This is a genomic window from Pseudomonas wadenswilerensis, from assembly GCF_024749185.1.
Classification (GTDB): Bacteria; Pseudomonadota; Gammaproteobacteria; order Pseudomonadales; family Pseudomonadaceae; genus Aquipseudomonas; species Aquipseudomonas wadenswilerensis.
This window is the reverse complement of record NZ_CP087191.1, coordinates 546,496-566,362: the sequence shown is the minus strand read 5'-3', so window position 1 is coordinate 566,362 and position 19,867 is coordinate 546,496. Positions and strand designations below refer to the sequence as shown.

Sequence of the window (19,867 nt, the reverse complement as noted above, 5' to 3'; positions counted from 1 at the left end):
ACCGCGCAAGACTTGTGCCATGGGCCCAGGCCTGCGATTCCCTGCATGCAGCCCCTACGGTCGCAGCAAAAGCGCACCGTAGCGAGGCCGCCGTGCAAGCCTTGCACAGATTTGAGGCTTTGCCAGCGACACAAACAAAAACGCCAGCCCGAAGGCTGGCGTTTCAGTTAGCGCGGCAGCGCCGGCTGGCGGGCGGGCTTTTTCTTGCCCTTGCCGCCCTTGGCGGCATCCTTGCGCGCCTTGGCCGCTTCCTGGTTGCGGGCAAACGCCGCAGCCTTGGCCTGTTCGCGCTTGTCCCACGGCTTGGAACCGTCGCTGGCACGCGGCGGCAAGCCGTTGTGCTGGGTGAGGATCTTCTGTTCCTTGGCCACCTTGTGGCTGCCGGCCGGGGTCGAGTTCTTGCGCCGGGCACTCTGGTAGCTGTCGGTCGCCGGCTGGTGCAGCGGGATCAACTGGTGCTTGCCCGGGCCGATCAAGTCGGCACGGCCCATGCGTTCCAGGGCTTCACGCAGCATCGGCCAGCCCTTCGGATCGTGGTAACGCAAGAACGCCTTGTGCAGGCGACGCTGTTGCTCGCTCTTGACGATGGTCACCGGGTCGCTCTTGTAGGTGACCTTGCGCAGCGGGTTCTTGCCCGAGTGGTACATGGCCGTGGCCGACGCCATTGGCGAGGGGTAGAACGCCTGCACCTGGTCGGCGCGGAAACCGTTGCCCTTGAGCCACAAGGCCAGGTTCATCATGTCTTCGTCGGTAGTGCCCGGGTGCGCGGCGATGAAGTACGGGATCAGGTACTGCTCCTTGCCCGCCTCCTTCGAGTACTTCTCGAACATGCGCTTGAAGCGGTCATAGCTACCGATGCCCGGCTTCATCATCTGATTCAGCGGGCCTTCCTCGGTGTGCTCCGGGGCAATTTTCAGGTAACCGCCGACGTGGTGGGTCACCAGTTCCTTGACGTACTCCGGCGATTCCACCGCCAGGTCGTAACGCAGACCCGAAGCGATGAGGATCTTCTTCACTCCCGGCAGGTCACGGGCGCTGCGGTACAGCTTGATCAGTGCCGAGTGGTCGGTGTTCAGGTTCGGGCAGATGCCCGGGAACACGCACGATGGCTTGCGGCACGCCGATTCGATCTCGGGGCTCTTGCAGGCGATGCGGTACATGTTCGCGGTCGGGCCGCCAAGGTCGGAGATGACCCCGGTAAAGCCCGGCACCTTGTCGCGAATCTCTTCGATCTCGCGAATGATCGACTCGTGCGAACGGTTCTGGATGATCCGCCCTTCGTGCTCGGTGATCGAACAGAAGGTACAACCACCGAAGCAGCCGCGCATGATGTTCACCGAGAAACGGATCATGTCGTAGGCCGGAATTTTCTCCTTGCCATACGCCGGGTGCGGGATGCGCGCATAGGGCATGCCGAACACGTAGTCCATTTCTTCGGTGGTCATCGGAATGGGTGGCGGGTTGAACCACACGTCCACTTCGCCATGCTTCTGCACCAGGGCACGGGCGTTGCCCGGGTTGGTCTCCAGGTGCAACACGCGGTTGGCGTGGGCATAGAGCACGGCATCACCACGGACCTTCTCGAACGACGGCAGGCGGATGACCGTCTTGTCGCGGGTCATGCGCGGGCTGTCGAGAATCTGCACGACCTTGGCTTCGTTCGGGTCCTCGACCTCGCCCTTCTCCTGCTCGATGGCGCAGGCCTGGGTGTCCTGGGTGTTGACGTACGGGTTGATGATCTTGTCGATCTTGCCCGGACGGTCGATACGGGTCGAGTCGACCTCGTACCAGCCTTGCGGCGTGTCACGGCGAATGAAAGCAGTACCGCGGATGTCGGTAATGTCTTCAATCTTCTGGCCAAAAGACAGGCGCTGGGCCACTTCGACGATGGCCCGCTCGGCGTTGCCGTACAGCAGGATGTCAGCGCAGGCGTCGATCAGGATCGAATGACGGACCTTGTCCTGCCAGTAGTCGTAGTGAGCGATACGGCGCAGAGAAGCTTCAATGCCGCCAAGGACGATTGGCACATGCTTGTAGGCTTCCTTGCAGCGCTGGCTGTACACCAGGCTGGCGCGATCCGGACGCTTGCCGGCCAGACCGCCCGGGGTATAGGCGTCGTCGGAGCGGATCTTCTTGTCGGCGGTGTAGCGGTTGATCATCGAGTCCATGTTGCCGGCCGCGACGCCGAAGAACAGGTTCGGCTCGCCGAGCTTCATGAAGTCGTCTTTGGACTGCCAGTTCGGCTGGGCAATGATGCCCACGCGAAAACCCTGGGCTTCCAGCAGGCGGCCGATAATGGCCATGCCGAACGACGGATGGTCGACGTAGGCATCACCGGTCACGATGATGATGTCGCAGGAATCCCAGCCGAGCTGATCCATCTCCTCCCTGCTCATCGGCAGGAACGGTGCTGGCCCGAAGCATTCGGCCCAGTATTTGGGATAGTCGAAAAGTGGTTTGGCTGCTTGCATGTCAGTGACCGGTGGCTAATCGATGAAAAATCGCGGGCGCGGAATATAGCACAAAAATTGACCAAATCCGACGGTGGTGGTCGGAATCCGCCCCCGACAATTATTTACCGCCCGTCGCCGCCAGCGCCGCGCTCTGATCTGCGTTTTCCACCAATGGAGACGCACACCATGCCCCCCTCAATTGTCGACCAGGTCCCACTGGCAGCCAACGACCTGCAACGCTGGTCAGATCGCCTGACCCTGGAGCTGATCGAAGAGCATCTGAAGCAAAGTTTGCACACCCTGGATGAACATGAGCAGCGCCGTTACCTGCTACTGGCCCGTCTCGGCCCGCAACTGCGCCAGCGTCTGAGTGACGCCCTGCACCAGTTTCGCAGTGCTTTCGAGCACCAGGCTCTGAATGACCTGCGCCAACAGCTGGCCCTGGCGTCCGGCCAGGCGCTGGACCCTCTGAGCACCTACCTGCACACCTACTCGCTGGAGGTTCAGCACGAGTTCCCCCACCAGGAAGTCGAACACCTGCAGACTCGCAGTCTCTGGCAGGCAGCCCAGGACAATTTTGGCTTTAACATTGCGCTGCAAAGCGGCTCAGGGCAGGACTTCCTCAAGGCCAGTAGCATCAACACCCGCGAGCCTGGCGGGCGTCATTCGCTGATCCCGGTGAGCACCTTCGTCGATGTCGTGCGCAATCTGAACCTGGGCAAGCGCTTGCAAGACGACTTGCAGCAAAAGCTGCCCGCCCTGAGCGCACCAGCGGTCAACGACTATCAGCGTGCCCTGTTGCAATTTGCCCTGCTGGAAGCCTATCGCAGCACCGAAGACCACGAGTTCAACCGTGAGCAACTGGCCAGCTTGCAAACGGCCTGCGAGCGACCGGGGGCCCTGCAGTGGAAATACTTCAGCCTGAAGTTGCCGGACGGGGTCATCGAACATCTGCTCGGGCTGGCCGGGTCTCAGCCGTTGTTCAGGCCACTGAAACAGGCACTGGACTCAGTGGCCAGCCAACGCATGAGCCAGACCCTGATGGGTAACTTGATTCCGCTGCCGTTTTTCGTGGTCAAGTTGGGCGATGGGATTTTCAGCTATTTTCCCGAACGCCCGGGCGGCGCCTGGCGCTCTCACGCCTCGGCCGTCGACGCTGTGGACTCGTTACGCCAGCAGATCCACGAGGGCCAAAACACCAGCGCATTGCATTGGCTCTATCAATGGCTGCCGCTTGCGCTACAACAAAAGCTCTCGGCACTGCTCAAGCCTGACAACGTTGACCGCAACCAGCTCAATACGTTGGCCAAATTACTGTACGACACCTTTGCCAACCAGCCCTCCACCGCCCTGCTCGATGTCGTCGAGAACCCGAACAGCCCGTGGAAATCGCAATCACTGCTCCAGGTTATCGCCCAGGAACAGCAGCACGGGATTGCCGCCGACCTGGCGCTGATGGCGATCAGCAACAACAGCGTGGATTTCGACACCTTCCAGAGAGGCGCACTGTTCGTGGTCAGCGAGGTGCTGGAGTTGCTGACACTCTCGGTTCCCGGCGGCGTTACCGGCCTCAACCGCGCCATGCTCACCGCCACCTTCGCCAGCCTTGGTTTTCAGTCGATTTCAGCAGCCAACGCACTGCTGTCCGGTCGCATCAACGAAGCAGTCCAGGCCGCGGCCGATATCGCCGACCTGATCATCAGCGCCAGGCTTCAGGGCCTCGGCGCACGGCTCTCGGCTCGCCGCTCAAGGCACCTGGTGGCAGCCCTTGGCCGTGCACCGGCAATTGAGGCACGAATAGCGCAGCAGCTGGATTCGCGAAACTGGAGCGACGCCAGGTTGCTGGAACACCTGCAGCCTCAGCTCCCTACCAAGTCCGCTACCTCCGTAGTGCGGCTGAGCGGTGTAACGCGCGAACAGCTGGAGGCGGCATGGAGCGCGGGGGCGGACCTGCCTTGGCAACTGCGCTGCGTGATTGAAGGGCAACCATCGGCCAACGCAGAGGGCAACCCGGCCATTGCCGCCCTGACCCTGCGCTTCCCCGGTTTGTCTGTTGCGGCCGCGCGCGAAGCGCTGCGCCGCCACCCCGAGCTGATGCGGCTAGCAACGGACAGTCTCATCGAACCCGGCCCCATTTCGACCTTGCTCGGGCTTGCACAGGAAAGCCGCAGCCTGTTGGCACTGTGCAAACTGGACGATGAACGGGCTGGCCCCGACCGGGATCTCGAAGCTCTGTGCTGCCAGTTGCTCGCCACCCGCCCTGAGTGGCCAGCTACATTAGGCATCCGCATCGAAGAGAACCTTCAAGCCCCGCCAGGCACAGGTTTCACCCCCGCAGTGCCCGTTCAACACTTCGGTTCACCCGACGCCACGGGCTACCTGAGCCTGACCCGCACCGGTAGCCGCTATCACTTCCAGGACATGCCAGGTGTTGGGTTACTGCAGGCCTTGCACGAGCACCCACACAACCCGTTAGCCAAAGACAATAGCGTTGCCATGTTGCGCGAACATCTGCTCGACATCGCGCTGCGCAACCGTGACCTGCTGCCGGCACTGCTGGCCGAGCCCCCGCTGCAGGCGGTCTCAGCCGGACGTTTGAGGGTTGGCGCCCATCCATTGGCCGGTACTGCCAGCCCGCCTGGGAGCGGCATTCATCGTTACCAGGGAACGACCTACGCCATGATCGAGGGAGCCGCATACCCGATAGTGCCTGAGGCCTCGGCATCAACTCCAGAATGGCGGGTATGGCGACTGGCAGATGGTCCACGTGCCGATAGCCCTGCGATTGTGCTGTATCGCCAGCACTGGTACTACGCCCAGGTTCCTGGCGCCGCCGGCATGCCCCGCCGAGGCGGGCGTCTGGCGCAAATGCAGGAGCAGAACCGTGCAGCCGCCACAGCCGAGCGTGATGCCCAATTTCAGCAGCAATACAACACTCGCCAGCAACTCCTTGAAGTCAACCAGGCACTGCTGACGACCGCCGGCCAGATGACGCAAGCGACTGCCCGGGTCAACGCCACGATTAGTGGCTCAGACGCACAGCTACAAGCCATCTCTGCCCTGGTCCTGACCTACTGGAAAACCATCAAATACATTTCGACGAAGATCGACCTGCTTGAAACCCTGGGCGAGCCGCAGACACTGAGTCAGCAACGAGAGATGCACGAATATCGCCTTCACTGCCTGGAAAAGATCATGCTCAGCCAGGACCTCGCCTTCACCAGTGAAACCGGGGAGTTGCTGGCCGACCCCCATCAGGGCGAGCATGGCCGCTATCGCCTGCAACACCGGCGTATCCTCCAGCACCTGGACGAAAAGCGCCCCTTCCTCGACAAGCACGCGGCCTATATCAAAGCCCTCACCAGCAGCTTTCCCGGCCCTCGCACCGACGCCTATCTCGCCCGGGCCAGGGAACATTTCCCCGCAACTGTGCTGATGCACCGAGCGGCGGTGATCCTGTTCAAGATGGACTTGCTGGTTATCAGCGACACCCCGGACCCGCAAGCCCCGATCCAGCTCAATACCGAGGCGGCGCTGCGCCTGGTGCAACTGCACGACGCCCTGAGCACCTATACCGACCTGGACAGCCTCCCGGAACACTATCAGCTGTCACTGCTCGATGACCTGCAACGCCAATTCGACAACCACCAGCAAGGGCTCAAATCCATGCAGGACACCGCTGCCATGCTGGATAAAGCCCATCTGCGCGACATCGACCAGGCGCTGGTCAACCTGGTGCAGCAGATACAACAGCGACTTGAGTCGATGTACCAAGACCTGACCAGCAATACCCTGTTGAGCCTTGACTCGCAGGCCCTGGACACTGATTTTCTGCCCGCCCTGTCGCTGCAGCAGCCTGTCGCCGGGCCACGCAAGCGGGTGATCAAAGTCAGGCAGCAGGGCACTACGGCATTTAAGGTGGGGGAAGCACACACCGACGAGCAGGGTCGGGAGGTGGTCGATATCATCAGCCCTGGCATCGTTTCCGCCCCCCGGGTGCAACGCTATGTCAACCCAGTGGCCGGCTACTGGCAGCCGCTTGCCACTGAACGCCAGGTTGGCGGCGCTGCGTCGCTGGCAACGCAGCTGTCCCAGGCCAATACGTTACTGGGCAACGTCGAGCAGCAACTGGACAGCGCACGCCAGGATGCCGCGAAAAAACAAAACCCGACCAACATCGTCGAAGCCCTTGAACGTCACGCCGGGGCTCTGGAGGTGTTGGCACAAGGCATTGAGTCATCAAGCACGGCGGCTGAACAAAGTTCCCTGCTCGATCGCCTGCACGGCGCCGCCCAGCGCTTGCGCCAGCATGGCGAGGCATTGCGCCTGATGCTGTACAAATCACCGGAAACACTCGACATCAATCGTCTGCTGTACCTGATCGAGCACCGGCAAGTGAGCGTGCACAAGACACTGATGCGAGCGCCACGCGGTAAAGGGCGGAACAAGTACTTCCTCGACATTTACCAGATCCGCGACGCCCAAGGCAGTCGCTCAACGCTTTGGGAGGCGCATTTTCACTACGATGCGACAACGACCGCCCTGGACCAGTTCCAGCTCAAGGGCGCGCACTTGAAGACCTTGGCACAAAGCCGCCTGGGCGCGGCATCACAGGCTCAGGCCGAGCGTGAAGGGCAAGCCCATGTGCCGATCTGGCGTGCCGCTTTTAGCCCTCAAGCGGCGCGTGAACTGTTCAGGGCCGCCAGTGATGGCTGAGCGGTTTACTCGTCGTCGTCGAAGTTGTAACTGCCCGGCGCGAGGTTTTCGAAGCGGGTGTACTTGCCGATGAAGGCCAGGCGGATAAAGCCGATCGGGCCGTTCCGCTGCTTGCCGATGATGATTTCGGCAATGCCTTTGTGCTCGGTCTCCGGGTGGTACACCTCATCCCGGTAAACGAACATGATCACGTCGGCGTCCTGCTCGATTGCACCGGATTCACGCAAGTCGGAGTTCACCGGGCGCTTGTTCGGCCGCTGCTCGAGGGAGCGGTTGAGCTGCGACAGGGCCACTACCGGGCAGTTGAACTCTTTGGCCAGGGCCTTGAGCGAGCGGGAAATCTCGGAAATCTCGTTGGTGCGGTTGTCGCCGCTGGAGCCCGGGATCTGCATCAGCTGCAGGTAGTCGATCATGATCAGGCCGACTTCGCCGTGCTCGCGCACCAGGCGGCGGGTCCGCGCGCGCATTTCCGACGGGCTGATGCCGGCGGTATCGTCGATGAACAGCTTGCGGTCGTTGAGCAGGTTGACCGCCGAGGTCAGGCGCGGCCAGTCGTCGTCTTCCAGCTGGCCGGAACGTACTTTGGTCTGGTCGATGCGGCCGAGCGAGGACAGCATACGCATGATCAGCGATTCGCCTGGCATCTCCAGGGAGTACACCAGTACCGCCTTGTCGCTGCGCAGTACCGCGTTTTCCACCAGGTTCATGGCGAAGGTGGTCTTACCCATCGATGGACGGCCGGCGACGATGATCAGGTCGGCTGGCTGCAGGCCGCTGGTCTTCTCGTCAAGGTCGGTGTAGCCGGTGGACAGGCCGGTGATCGCGCTGTCGGTGTTGAACAGCGTGTCGATACGGTCGATGGCCTTGGTCAGCAGGTCGTTGACGCCCACCGGGCCGCCGGTTTTCGGCCGTGCTTCGGCGATCTGGAAGATCTGCCGTTCGGCTTCATCGAGGATCTCCGCGGCATTGCGCCCTTGGGGGTTGAAGGCGCTGTCGGCGATCTCGTTGCTGATGCTGATCAGCTGGCGCAGGGTCGCCCGCTCGCGGATGATCCCCGCATAGGCCTTGATGTTGGCCACCGACGGGGTGTTCTTGGCCAGCTCGCCGAGGTAGCCGAGGCCGCCGATTTGCGAGCTCAGCCCTTCCTTGTCCAGTTGCTCGTGCAGTGTCACCACGTCGAACGGGGCGTTCTGGTCGGCGAGCTTGTGGATGGCGCGGAAGATCAGGCGGTGGTCATGCCGGTAGAAGTCGCCATCGGAGACTTGATCAAGCACCCGCTCCCAGGCGTTGTTGTCCAGCATCAAGCCACCGAGCACGGCCTGTTCGGCCTCGATGGAATGCGGCGGCACCTTCAGGGCAGCGGTTTGCAGATCATATTGCTCGGGGGCGGTTATCTCGTTCATGGCCACGCAGGAATCAGGGTGATGAAAAAGACAAAGGGCACGACCTGCAAAGCAGGATCGTGCCCGATGTTAACCGGCTGACACCCAAGGTGCCAGCCGATCGGTACAGCTTAGGCTGCGACAACAACCACGCGAACGGTGGCTTCAACGTCGCTGTGCAGGTGCACGGCAACGTCGTATTCGCCGACGTTACGGATGGTGCCGTTCGGCAGACGAACTTCAGCTTTGGCCACTTCAACGCCGGAGGCGGTCAGGGCGTCAGCGATGTCGTGGGTGCCGATCGAACCGAACAGCTTGCCTTCGTCACCGGCGGTGGCAGTGATGGTCACTTCCAGCTCGGCCAGTTGGGCAGCGCGGGTTTCAGCCGAAGCTTTTTTCTCTGCAGCCAGTTTTTCCAGCTCAGCACGACGCTCTTCGAACGCAGCCAGGTTGGCAGCGGTAGCAGCGGTGGCTTTGCCGAATGGCAGCAGGAAGTTACGACCGTAACCGGCCTTAACATTTACCTTGTCGCCCAGGTTGCCCAGGTTGGCGACTTTTTCCAGCAGGATCAGTTCCATTTGGTAATAACCTCTTAACTTTTAACCTTCACCGTTCGCGGAATCGTTATCGGCACCTTTGGGGGGTACCTTGCGACCGCGAAAATCAATCAGGCTGTCGACAATGGCCAGGACCACGAGCAACGGATAAGTCAGCTGCATGAACAGCACCAGCGTCACGTACAACCCGACCAGCCAGAATTTGGCCAATCGACCTTGCGCCACCAGCCCATGCATCAGGGCAAGCCCTGCAAACATCAGCGGTACGCTGCACAGTGGCGTCAACATCGCCAGTTCAGGACCGAAGTTCGGCCCCACCAGCATGAGCACCAACAGTACCAGCGCCGGCACCAGGGGGAGCCTGACCGCTTGAAACTCGCGACCAAAACCACCCGGGTTATACAACGACGCCTGCCAGTAACGACCCAACATCAGGGCCAGCACACTGACGGCTTGCAACAACGCCGCTATCAGGCCAACGAGCACTGGCGCAATCAGGCCACCAAGGCGGGCCCGCTCCTCTACCGATAACTGTTGGTAGAGACCGTCGAGCATCTGCGGCAGGGCTTTTTCAAGCGCTCCAGCCAGAGCTTCAATCGGTTCGCGGAACACCGAACCCAGTACAACCCCATACACCAGACCCATGCCGATGCTGAACAACAGCACCCGGTTCCAGGACTGCCCGGCGCGCAACAGCGCAGCCAGACCCAGCGTACCCAGCAACACCATCAAGGTGCGCGGCTCGCCGAAGAACCACCAGGCCATCGCCGGCAACAAAGCCCAGGCGAGGACACCGGAGGCATCCTTGAAACCGCGCCGCAGGAACACCAGGCTCCCGGCGGCGGCACTCAACCAGAACAACAGCGGCAATGCCGCACAACCCACCACCACGAGGGTGGCCTGCACGCGACCGCGCATGATGAAATCAGCCAAGGCGCGCATGCATTTTATCCTTTGCTACTTGTCGACGACCCGGTCTCAGCGGCCGTGGCTGTCGGTGTAGGGCAGCAGGGCCAGGAAGCGGGCGCGCTTGATAGCGGTAGCCAGCTGACGCTGATAACGAGCTTTGGTACCGGTGATACGGCTTGGAACGATTTTGCCGGTTTCGGATACGTAAGCTTTCAGGGTGTTGAGATCTTTGTAATCGATCTCTTTCACGTCTTCAGCAGTGAAGCGGCAGAATTTACGACGACGGAAGAAACGTGCCATGTAATAGGCTCCTCAAAAGGTCCGTGGATTACTCGTCAGCGTTATCGCTGTTGTCGCTGTCATTGCTGTCGTCGCCTTCGGCGCCATCAGCATGCTCAGGACGGTCGCGACGCTCACGGCGCTCACTGCGGTTTTCTTCAGCCTTGAGCATCTCGGACTGGCCGGTAACGGCTTCGTCGCGACGGATGACCAGGTTACGGATCACGGCATCGTTGTAGCGGAAGTTGTCTTCCAGCTCGGCCAGGGCCTTGCCGGTGCACTCAACGTTCAGCATCACGTAGTGAGCCTTGTGAACATTGTTGATTGCGTAGGCCAGTTGACGACGGCCCCAATCTTCCAGACGGTGGATTTTGCCGCCGTCTTCTTCGATCAGCTTGGTGTAACGCTCAACCATGCCGCCGACTTGCTCGCTCTGGTCAGGGTGGACCAGAAAGATGATTTCGTAATGACGCATGAATGCTCCTTACGGGTTGTAGTCTGCCACCAGAGTGGTCAGACAAGGAGTGAATGACACTTGTATGTCTTGCCCTGGGAAAAGGCGCATGAACGCCTGCCAACATGGCAAGGGGCGCAATTGTAGAGAAGCCCCGGGGGACAAGCAAGGTAATTGGTGAATTATTGAGCAGCACCGCGGTGCTGCAATCGCCGGCAAGGCCGGCTCCCACAGACTGGCACAACACCTGTGGGAGCCGGCCTTGCCGGCGATGGGCTGCGAAGCAGCCCCGCAGAGATCAGCCCTTGGCTTTAGCCTGCCGCTGACGAACGGCCTCGAACAGGCACACGCCTGTCGCCACCGACACGTTGAGGCTGCTGACGCTACCGGCCATCGGCAGCTTGACCAGAAAATCACAGTGCTCGCGGGTCAAGCGGCGCATGCCCTTGCCCTCGGCGCCCATGATCAGGATGGTCGGCCCGGTCAGGTCCTGCTGATACAACTCCTGCTCGGCCTCGCCAGCGGTACCGACCACCCACAGGCCGCGTTGCTGGAGTTTCTCCAGGGTCCGCGCCAGGTTGGTGACCGCTACCAGCGGGATGACTTCGGCCGCGCCGCAGGCCACTTTACGTACCGCAGGGGTCAGGGTCGCCGACTTGTCCTTGGGCACGACCACCGCCAGGGCACCGGCCGCATCGGCGGTGCGCAGGCAGGCGCCGAGGTTGTGCGGGTCGGTAACGCCATCGAGCACCAGAATCAGCGGTGCGCCCTCGGTGCGATCGAGCAGCTCTTCGAGCATTGCCTCGCCCCAGACCTGGCTCGGGCTGACTTCAGCCACCACGCCCTGGTGCACGCCCTCAACCCAGGCATCCATCTCGCGACGCTCGGCTTGGCCGACCGCCACGCGGTTCTGCGCGGCAAGCTCAAGCAGCGGCTGCAGGCGCGGTTCGCTGCGCCCTTCGGACAACCAGATCTGCTTGACCCGCTTGGGGTGATGACGCAACAGGGCTTCCACGGCATGTACGCCGTAGATCTTTTCCAACTGACTCATGACTTGGCCTTGGGTTTACGTGACGCGGAGCCAGCTTTCGGCGGCCCTTTACGGTGCTTGCTCGGTTTTTCCGACTTGCCCGACTTGGCCGTCGGCTTGCTGCCTGCGTGCTTGGCGTCGGTCATCAAGGCCTTTTTCATTTCCCGGCTCTTGCGCACTTCGGCGTTTTTCGCCGCGGCATGGGAAGGGAAATAGGCTTCGGCGGTTTCGTTCTTCTTGCTCCGGCGCGCAGGCTCTGCAGCCTTGGGCGACGCTTCAGCCTTCTTGTCGAGCACCGGTACCGGCTTGCCGTCTTGCGGACGCACGCCTTCGCCTCGCTGCTTGCGACCAATCGGCGCCTTCAGGGTGTTCTCGGCCATCTCGAAGTCGATCTTGCGCTGCTCGAGGTCAACGCGCATTACCCGTACTTCAACGGTATCGCCCAGGCGGAAGCTGCGACCGGTACGCTCACCGGCCAGGCGGTGGTGCACAGGGTCGAAGTGGTAGTAGTCGCCCGGCAAGGCGCTGACATGGACCATGCCTTCGACGTAGATGTCGGTCAGCTCGACGAACAGGCCAAAACCGGTCACCGCGGTGATCACACCCGGGAAGCTCTCGCCGACGCGGTCTTTCATGTACTCGCACTTGAGCCAGTTGACCACATCGCGGGTGGCCTCGTCGGCACGCCGCTCGCTCATCGAGCATTGCTCGCCGAGCTGCTCCAGGGTCGCCTCGTCGTACGGGTAGATGCGCGCCTTGGGGATGCTCATCGCACCGGCACGCTTGACGTGCGGGGTTTCCTGGCGCGAACGGATCACGCTGCGGATGGCCCGGTGGGTCAGCAGGTCCGGGTAGCGACGGATCGGCGACGTGAAGTGGGTGTATGCCTCGTAGTTCAGACCGAAGTGGCCATTGTTGTCGGCGCTGTACACCGCCTGGCTCAGGGAGCGCAGCATCACGGTCTGGATCAGGTGGAAATCCGGGCGGTCGGCGATGCTCGCCAGCAGCGCCTGGTAATCCTTCGGCGACGGACCATCCTTGCCCTTGTGCAGGGACAGGCCCAGCTCGCCAAGGAAGGCCCGCAGTTTTTCCAGGCGCTCCGGTGGCGGACCGTCGTGAACACGGTACAGGGCCGGGATTTCGTGCTTCTTGAGGAACTCGGCGGTGGCCACGTTGGCCGCCAGCATGCATTCCTCGATCAGCTTGTGCGCGTCGTTGCGCACGGTCGGCCGGATTTCGGCGATCTTGCGCTCGGCACCGAAGATGATCCGGGTTTCCTGGGTTTCGAAGTCGATCGCGCCACGGGTATGACGGGCCGCCAGCAGCACCTTGTACAGCGCATAGAGCTGCTTGAGGTCCGGCACCACTTCGCTGTACTGCTCGCGCAGTGCCTTGCCTTCGCGGGTACGGGCGTGCTCGAGCATGCTGCTGACCTTGTTGTAGGTCAGGCGCGCATGGGAGTGGATCACCGCTTCGTAGAACTGGTAATCGACCATCTGCCCGGACTTGTTGATGGTCATTTCACAGACCATCGCCAGGCGGTCGACGTGCGGGTTCAGCGAGCACAGGCCGTTGGACAGCTCCTCGGGCAGCATCGGCACCACGCGCTCGGGGAAGTACACCGAGTTGCCGCGCACCTGGGCTTCGGCATCCAGGGCAGAACCCAGGCGCACGTAGCTGGAGACGTCGGCGATCGCCACGTACAGGCGCCAGCCACCGGAGAACAGGCGCAATTTGCCCAGGCTCTCGCAGTACACCGCATCGTCGAAGTCGCGGGCATCTTCACCGTCGATGGTGACGAACGGCAGATGGCGCAGGTCGACGCGGTGCTCTTTGTCTTTATCTTCGACTTCCGGCTTGAGCTTGCGCGCTTCCTTGATCACGGCTTCTGGCCAGACGTGCGGAATATCGTAGCTGCGCAGGGCAACGTCGATTTCCATACCCGGGGCCATGTAGTTGCCGATCACTTCGGTAACGTCGCCCTGAGGCTGGAAGCGCGGGGTCGGCCAGTGGGTGATCTTGACCTCGACGAACTGACCGACCCGGGCACCGCCGTTGCGACCCGGGGTGATCAGCACTTCTTGCTGGACCTTGGGGTTGTCGGGGGTGACAAAGCCGATACCGCCTTCTTCGAAGTAGCGGCCAACGATGCTTTCGTGGGCACGGGAGATTACTTCGACCACCACGCCTTCGCGGCGGCCACGGCGATCCAGGCCGGAAACCCGGGCCAGGGCGCGGTCGCCGTCGAACACCAGGCGCATTTGCGCGGGGCTGAGGAACAGGTCGTCGCTGCCGTCATCCGGGATCAGGAAACCGAAGCCGTCGCGGTGGCCGGCGATGCGGCCGAGGATCAGGTCGAGCTTGTCTACCGGGGCATAAGTGCCGCGCCGGGTATAGATCAGCTGGCCGTCACGCTCCATCGCGCGCAGGCGGCGGCGCAGGGCTTCGATCTGGTCTTCGGTGGTCAGGCCGAACTCTTCGACCAGCTGCTCACGGGCTGCCGGCGAACCGCGCTCGTCCAGACGCTGGAGGATCAGCTCACGGCTAGGAATAGGGTTTTCGTATTTTTCCGCTTCACGAGCGGCCTCGGGATCGAGGGTCTGCCAATCGGCCATTAGGAGGGGTTCACCTTGTCTATATAAGGGTTAGTTTGGCATAGGCGTATTGAAACCGGAAATTTCAGGCTTGGACAGCCCTGTCAGAGCCCCCTGGATGCTGCCAAAACCATCATAAGGAACAACGACTTGAATTTTTTAAGATTTTTTCAGAACGGGGGTTTACAGCTCTCAGAGGCATCCGTATAGTGCGCACCACAACGACGGACACCGTCGTTATAGTTGAGATGCAGCACGATGTGAAGCATCATGTTCCTCAGCGAAATGCCCAGATGGTGAAATTGGTAGACACGCCAGCTTCAGGTGCTGGTGACCTTACGGTCGTGGAAGTTCGAGTCTTCTTCTGGGCACCAATTTCAAATCTTAGAATCGCCTCCGGCATCTGAGATTTACTGCAACACGCTACACTGTTTTCATTACAAGCTACACCGCTTCATTTTGCCCAGATGGTGAAATTGGTAGACACGCCAGCTTCAGGTGCTGGTGACCTTACGGTCGTGGAAGTTCGAGTCTTCTTCTGGGCACCAATTCAGATCAAACCCGCGAAAGCGGGTTTTTTCGTTTCTGCCCTCCCCTTTTCCTCGCCTGCAATCCAGAAACGACCGATAGCCTGCTCATGAATTTTCCCTCACAAGGGCATTTGAGAAGCAATATCGATTATCATTGTTTCCAGATATGTAGCCGCAAGCGAGGAAGCACCCGCATGACGTTCCGCAATAACCCCCTGTTGCGCGGCCTGGCCGTTTCTGTTTTTGCCATGGTGCTGGGTACGCCAGCCGCCATGGCCGCCGACCCTGTGGCGCTGACCCTGTACAACGGCCAGCACAAGGAAATCGGTGAAGCCATCGCCAAGGCCTACGAGGCCAAGACCGGCATCCACATCAATATTCGCAAGGGCAGCAGCAACCAGCTGGCCAGCCAGATCATCGAAGAGGGTGATCGCTCCCCTGCCGATGTCATCTACACCGAAGAGTCGCCACCGCTGAACAACCTCGGCGAACTGGGCCTGCTGGCCAAGATCGATGACTCGACCCTGCAGGTCCTGCCCAAGGAATACGTCGCCGCCAACGGCAGCTGGATGGGCGTCACCGCACGCACCCGCGTGATCGCTTTCAACCCCAAGGTGATCGACGAAAAAGACCTGCCGCCCTCAGTGATGGATTTCGCCGACCCACAATGGGACGGCAAGATCGGCTTCGTGCCGACCAGCGGCGCGTTCCAGGAACAGGCCGTGGCCATCCTCAAGCTGCACGGCCGTGACGCCGCCGAAGAATGGCTGACCGGCCTCAAGGCCTTCGGCAAGACCTACACCAACAACATGGTTGCGCTCAAAGCCGTCGAAAATGGCGAAGTGGCTGCCGTGCTGGTGAACAACTACTACTGGTACGCCCTGAAGAAAGAGCGCGGCCAGCTGGATTCGAAGCTCTACTACCTGGCCGATGGCGACGTCGGTGGCTTGGTGACTATTTCCAGCGCCGCTGCGGTAAAAGCCAGCAAACACCCGAAAGAAGCCCAGGCCCTGCTGGCCTGGATGGCCAGCGAAGAAGGCCAGCGGGTAATCACCCAGACCACTGCAGAGTATCCGCTGCATAAAGGCATGGTCTCGGATCAGGGCCTGAAACCATTCGAAGACCTGCGCCCGCCGAAAATCACTCCGGCCGACCTGGGTAATGCCGAAGAAGCCCTGGAGCTCGAACGCGAAGTTGGCCTGCTGTAATGAGCGCAGCCCTGCCCGCGGCAGCACTGGCCAGCCGCTACATCCCCAAGCGCAAGCGCCCGTCGATTTGGGTGGTACTGCCAGTGTTGCTGCTGGTCGGGCTAAGCCTGTTACCCCTGCTGTATGTGGCCTTGAAAACCTGGGAAGCCGGCTGGCGCGAAGCCTTGCACCTGCTCTGGCGCCCTTTCGTTTGGGGCCTGATGCGCAACACCCTGATGCTGATGGCCGGAGTCACCCTGGCCTGCATGGCCCTGGGCGTATCCCTGGCCTGGCTGCTGGAGCGCAGTGACCTGCCCGGGCGGCGCCTGTGGGGTGTGATCCTGTGCCTGCCGTTCGCCGTGCCGGCCTTTGTCAGCGGCTTTACCTGGGTGTCGCTGAGCCCGCGCTTCGAAGGCCTGGGCGGCGCCATCCTGGTGATGAGCCTGTCCAAGTACCCGCTGGTGTTCCTGCCGGTAGCCGCGACCCTGCGTAACCTCGATACCTCGCTGGAAGAGTCGGCGCGCACCCTGGGGCAGACGCGCTGGGGCGTGTTCTGGCGCATCACCCTGCCGCTGCTGTGGCCGTCGATCATTGGCGGCAGCCTGCTGATTGCCCTGCACATGCTGGTGGAGTTCGGCGCCCTGTCGATTCTCGGCCTGCAGACGTTCACCACGGCGATCTACCAGCAGTTCGAACTGGAGTTCAGCAACGCCAACGCCGCCATGCTCTCGGCGGTGCTGCTGTTCATGTGCCTGCTGATGCTCTGGCTGGAACTGCGCGTGCGCGGCAAGGCCCGGCATGTGCGGATCGGCCAGGGCGTGGCCCGGCGCGGTGCGCCGATTCGCCTGCGGGCATGGATGCCGGCAGGGCAGCTGTACTGCCTGATCCTGGCCCTGCTGGGCAGCGGCATTCCGCTGGGCATGCTCGGCTACTGGCTGAGCGTTGGTTCGTCGGCAGCCTTTCCGGTGGCTGATATCAGCCGCGCCCTGTTCTCGTCGCTGTCGCTGTCACTGGGTGGCGCCGGCTTGAGCTTGTTGCTGGCGCTGCCGGTAAGCTTCCTGGTGGTGCGCTACAAAGGTCGTCTGGCGATCTGGGCCGAGCGCCTGCCGTACCTGCTGCATGCCCTGCCCGGCCTGGTGATTGCACTGACCCTGGTGTACTTCGCCCTGCACTATGTGCCGGCGCTGTACCAGACCACCGGTTTGCTGTTGCTGGCCTACGCCCTGTTGTTCCTGCCGCTGGCCCAGGCACCGGTGCGCACAGCCTTGAACAAGGCGGCGCCGCAGCTTGAAGAAGCAGCGCGCACCCTTGGCGCGACGCAGTTCACGGCGTTCTGCCGGGTAACCCTGCCGATCATCTTCCCGGCCCTGGCGGCGGCGTTCGCGCTGGTGTTCCTGGATGCCATGAAGGAGCTGACGGCAACCCTGCTGCTCAGCCCGACCGGCATGACCACCCTGGCGACCGAGGTGTGGGCGCATACCGCCAACGTCGAGTTCGCAGCGGCAGCGCCGTATGCGGCATTGCTGATTCTGGTCTCGGGGTTGCCGGTGTACCTGCTCACTACGCGGATGTACCTGAACCGCGCGTGAGGCCTTTGGGGCTGCTTTCGCAGCCCATCGCCGGCAAGGCCGGCTCCCACAATGGACCTGCATGCAACAGACCCGTGGGAGCTGGACTTGCCAGCAATCGAGCGCGAAGCGGTCGTAATTCAGGCAACACATGATGTGCTGGCTGCACCGAACTCATCGCCGGCTAGGCCGGCTCCCACACTAGGCCCGGAACTGCCCCAGGCTAGCCTTGAGCTGCGCCGCCAGGTCGTCGAGCACCTTGCTGCTGGCGGTGGTTTGCATCACCACTTCGGCAGCCCGCTCGGCCTGAGCATGGATGGTCTGCACCCTGCCACGCACCGCCTGCGCCCCATGCGCCTGCTGCTCAGCCGCACGGGTAGCCAGGCCGATAGCCGCATGCACCTGCTCCACCGAAGCCTGCACCGACTGCTGCACCCGCGCATTGTCGCGCAGCACCAGCAAGCCTTCGCTGGCCTGGCGCCCAGCCAGACTGATTGCCGCCACCGCTTCTTTTGCTCCTTGCTGCAAGGCACCGATATGCGCCTGGATGTCACCGGTCGAACTCTGGGTCTTGCTCGCCAGCGCCCTGACTTCATCGGCCACCACGGCAAAGCCACGCCCGGTTTCCCCGGCCCGCGCCGCTTCGATGGCGGCGTTGAGTGCCAACAGGTTGGTCTGCTCGGCAATACCGTGGATCACCGTCAGCACCACCTCGATCTGCTCGCTCTGCTGGGCCAGGCGTTCGATGACCTTGGAGCCGGTCTCGACCTGTCCGGCCAGGTCTTCGATGAGCTTGGCCACCTGGGTTGAAGTACGGCTGTTCTCGTCGGTGGCCTGGCGAATATCCACCACTTGCTGCAAGGCCGATTGCATGGCCTGGCTTTCGGCCTGAGCCTCATCGGCCATGCTCGACAGGTCGCGCAGGCTGGCAGCGACTTCGTCGCGCTGCAGTTCGGCAGCGGCGTCGGCGCCGGCATTGCGCTGGGTCATGGCACCGATCTCGATGCCAGTACGCTGGGCCACCTCACCGGCTTCGCGCACGATAGGCTGCAGCTTGGCAACGAACTGGTTGACCGCCGCAGCCATGTCGCCGATCTCGTCGCGACTGTCGATGGAAACGCGCTTGGTCAGGTCACCCTCACCCGCCGCCAGGTCGTTCAGCGCAGCGATCAACAGGCGCAGCTTGTTGACCACGCGCCGGCCGAGCACCACCGCGACCACCAGCAGTACACCCAGGCCGACCAGGGCCAGCCCCACACCGATGTTCCAGCGCAGGGTTGCCGCGGCGTCCTGGACGCTTTGCGAGGTATTGGCCTGCATGCCGGCAGCGCTGGCCTGAGCCGCCTCCAGACGCGCGCGCAGGGCCTTGTTGCTGTCTGCCGCGGCGCCCACCAGGCTGTCGCCGACCAACTGATCGCCACTGGCAATCAACGCCAAGAAGCGTTTGTCCAGCGCCACCAGCTCGTGGTCGACCACGGCAGTGGAAACGCCCATCAGCACCTTGCCGATCTCGACACCATTGGGGTTGATAGGGGCCTCGACGAAATACACCGACGGGTCGTTGCGCGCAGCATCCAGCACCTTGTCCAGCGCCCGCTCACCCTTGCCCTTTTCCAGCAGCGCCTGGTTGATCGGGTTCTGCCGGTTGAGATAACGGGTCAGGTGCTGCCCCTGGGCGTCGTCGTAGATGACGAACAGCACGTTAGGGTTGCGCTGGGCCCGACGGGAAAACTCCGACAGGGTCGGCACGTCGTTGTCCCACATGGCCCGCGGCGCCACCGAGGCAAGCAACTCAGCCATGTCGTTTGCCGAATCCTTGAGATTCTTCTCCAGCGTTGCCCGCAACTGCGCCTGCTCATCCTGCAGGCGCGTGGAAAGGCCTGCAGCCAGACGCTGGCGGGTACTGGCAGACAAGCTGTCGAGCCCGGAGCTTACCTCCTGGCCGGCCTGCTCGAGTTCGGCAGAAAGCTTCTGGCTGTCGGCAGCCAGACGGTTGCCCAGATCGGCCTCCAGGGCAGTCACCGTGCTCCGGGTCAGCGCGACCGCGACCAGCACCTGCACCAAAAGAGCGATACCGAGAGCAACAAAGACAGGCCGCAACAGGCGGCTTCGTAACAGTGAGAGAACGGCGGACACGAAAGAACCCTCTACTTCTGGGGCCATTAAAGTGATGGCACCGCTGGAGTGATTCTTACAGCAAAGGTTGTG

Annotated in this window: 12 protein-coding genes, 2 tRNA genes and 1 pseudogene; 5 read left to right on the top strand and 10 right to left on the bottom strand. The window is 62.1% G+C overall.

Going from position 1 to position 19,867, the window contains the following annotated elements; translation table 11 throughout:
* Positions 1 to 167: 167 nt before the first annotated feature.
* Positions 168 to 2,471, bottom strand: coding sequence for a YgiQ family radical SAM protein (locus LOY45_RS02500; RefSeq protein WP_233673532.1), 2,304 nt, complete (start codon positions 2,469 to 2,471; stop codon positions 168 to 170).
* 168 nt (positions 2,472 to 2,639) lie between these two features.
* On the opposite strand from LOY45_RS02500, the gene LOY45_RS02495 reads away from it, so the two are divergent.
* The gene (locus LOY45_RS02495; RefSeq protein ID WP_258578699.1) at positions 2,640 to 7,169 is read left to right on the top strand and encodes a hypothetical protein; all 4,530 of its coding nucleotides are present in this window, start codon (positions 2,640 to 2,642) and stop codon (positions 7,167 to 7,169) included.
* A gap of 5 nt (positions 7,170 to 7,174) precedes the next feature.
* Here the strand turns inward: LOY45_RS02495 and dnaB are convergent, their stop codons facing one another.
* The 7 genes from dnaB to rnr form a co-directional block, all read right to left on the bottom strand.
* Positions 7,175 to 8,572, bottom strand: coding sequence for a replicative DNA helicase (gene dnaB, locus LOY45_RS02490; RefSeq protein WP_115089082.1), 1,398 nt, complete (start codon positions 8,570 to 8,572; stop codon positions 7,175 to 7,177).
* A gap of 110 nt (positions 8,573 to 8,682) precedes the next feature.
* On the bottom strand, positions 8,683 to 9,129 hold the full coding sequence (gene rplI, locus LOY45_RS02485) for a 50S ribosomal protein L9 (RefSeq protein WP_045196876.1): 447 nt from the start codon (positions 9,127 to 9,129) through the stop codon (positions 8,683 to 8,685).
* A gap of 21 nt (positions 9,130 to 9,150) precedes the next feature.
* Entirely contained in the window at positions 9,151 to 10,050 is a 900-nt protein-coding gene (locus tag LOY45_RS02480) for a hypothetical protein (protein ID WP_115089084.1), read from the bottom strand.
* A 36-nt stretch (positions 10,051 to 10,086) separates the two neighbouring features.
* Positions 10,087 to 10,317 carry a 30S ribosomal protein S18 gene (rpsR, locus tag LOY45_RS02475; RefSeq protein ID WP_009403887.1) on the bottom strand — a complete coding sequence of 77 codons (231 nt, stop codon included), beginning with the start codon at positions 10,315 to 10,317 and terminating at the stop codon, positions 10,087 to 10,089.
* Between the two features lie 28 nt (positions 10,318 to 10,345).
* Complete coding sequence (gene rpsF, locus LOY45_RS02470; protein ID WP_115089086.1) at positions 10,346 to 10,771, bottom strand: 30S ribosomal protein S6; 426 nt, start codon at positions 10,769 to 10,771, stop codon at positions 10,346 to 10,348.
* Positions 10,772 to 11,048: 277 nt separating this feature from the next.
* Positions 11,049 to 11,801 carry a 23S rRNA (guanosine(2251)-2'-O)-methyltransferase RlmB gene (gene rlmB, locus LOY45_RS02465; RefSeq protein WP_115089088.1) on the bottom strand — a complete coding sequence of 251 codons (753 nt, stop codon included), beginning with the start codon at positions 11,799 to 11,801 and terminating at the stop codon, positions 11,049 to 11,051.
* A complete protein-coding gene (gene rnr / locus LOY45_RS02460; RefSeq protein WP_258578698.1) occupies positions 11,798 to 14,395 on the bottom strand; it encodes a ribonuclease R in 2,598 nt (865 codons plus the stop codon). Before rnr ends, rlmB begins: the two co-directional genes overlap by 4 nt.
* 266 nt (positions 14,396 to 14,661) lie before the next feature.
* On the opposite strand from rnr, the gene LOY45_RS02455 reads away from it, so the two are divergent.
* The 4 genes from LOY45_RS02455 (at position 14,662) to LOY45_RS02440 (ending at position 17,680) form a co-directional block, all read left to right on the top strand.
* A tRNA-Leu gene (locus LOY45_RS02455) sits at positions 14,662 to 14,748 on the top strand.
* An 87-nt stretch (positions 14,749 to 14,835) separates the two neighbouring features.
* Positions 14,836 to 14,922: transfer RNA gene (locus tag LOY45_RS02450), tRNA-Leu, on the top strand.
* 176 nt (positions 14,923 to 15,098) lie between these two features.
* Complete coding sequence (locus LOY45_RS02445) at positions 15,099 to 16,112, top strand: extracellular solute-binding protein (protein WP_258578697.1); 1,014 nt, start codon at positions 15,099 to 15,101, stop codon at positions 16,110 to 16,112.
* Positions 16,112 to 17,680, top strand: coding sequence for an ABC transporter permease (locus LOY45_RS02440; RefSeq protein WP_115089093.1), 1,569 nt, complete (start codon positions 16,112 to 16,114; stop codon positions 17,678 to 17,680). Before LOY45_RS02445 ends, LOY45_RS02440 begins: the two co-directional genes overlap by 1 nt.
* 180 nt (positions 17,681 to 17,860) lie before the next feature.
* Here the strand turns inward: LOY45_RS02440 and LOY45_RS26910 are convergent, their stop codons facing one another.
* Positions 17,861 to 18,565, bottom strand: a complete 705-nt coding sequence (locus LOY45_RS26910; RefSeq protein WP_412034218.1) for a methyl-accepting chemotaxis protein — start codon at positions 18,563 to 18,565, stop codon at positions 17,861 to 17,863.
* A gap of 201 nt (positions 18,566 to 18,766) precedes the next feature.
* A pseudogene (locus LOY45_RS26905) lies at positions 18,767 to 18,979 on the bottom strand (methyl-accepting chemotaxis protein); the annotation flags it as partial.
* Positions 18,980 to 19,867: the final 888 nt, after the last annotated feature.

Bases quoted from the DNA above. Each gene is read 5' to 3' on its own strand.
- rnr (WP_258578698.1), bottom strand. From the start codon at position 14,395: ATGGCCGATTGGCAGACCCTCGATCCCGAGGCCGCTCGTGAAGCGGAA.
- LOY45_RS02500 (WP_233673532.1), bottom strand. From the start codon at position 2,471: ATGCAAGCAGCCAAACCACTTTTCGACTATCCCAAATACTGGGCCGAA.
- rplI (WP_045196876.1), bottom strand. From the start codon at position 9,129: ATGGAACTGATCCTGCTGGAAAAAGTCGCCAACCTGGGCAACCTGGGC.
- LOY45_RS02445 (WP_258578697.1), top strand. From the start codon at position 15,099: ATGACGTTCCGCAATAACCCCCTGTTGCGCGGCCTGGCCGTTTCTGTT.
- rpsF (WP_115089086.1), bottom strand. From the start codon at position 10,771: ATGCGTCATTACGAAATCATCTTTCTGGTCCACCCTGACCAGAGCGAG.
- LOY45_RS02495 (WP_258578699.1), top strand. From the start codon at position 2,640: ATGCCCCCCTCAATTGTCGACCAGGTCCCACTGGCAGCCAACGACCTG.
- rpsR (WP_009403887.1), bottom strand. From the start codon at position 10,317: ATGGCACGTTTCTTCCGTCGTCGTAAATTCTGCCGCTTCACTGCTGAA.
- rlmB (WP_115089088.1), bottom strand. From the start codon at position 11,801: ATGAGTCAGTTGGAAAAGATCTACGGCGTACATGCCGTGGAAGCCCTG.
- dnaB (WP_115089082.1), bottom strand. From the start codon at position 8,572: ATGAACGAGATAACCGCCCCCGAGCAATATGATCTGCAAACCGCTGCC.
- LOY45_RS26910 (WP_412034218.1), bottom strand. From the start codon at position 18,565: ATGGCCGATGAGGCTCAGGCCGAAAGCCAGGCCATGCAATCGGCCTTG.
- LOY45_RS02480 (WP_115089084.1), bottom strand. From the start codon at position 10,050: ATGCGCGCCTTGGCTGATTTCATCATGCGCGGTCGCGTGCAGGCCACC.
- LOY45_RS02440 (WP_115089093.1), top strand. From the start codon at position 16,112: ATGAGCGCAGCCCTGCCCGCGGCAGCACTGGCCAGCCGCTACATCCCC.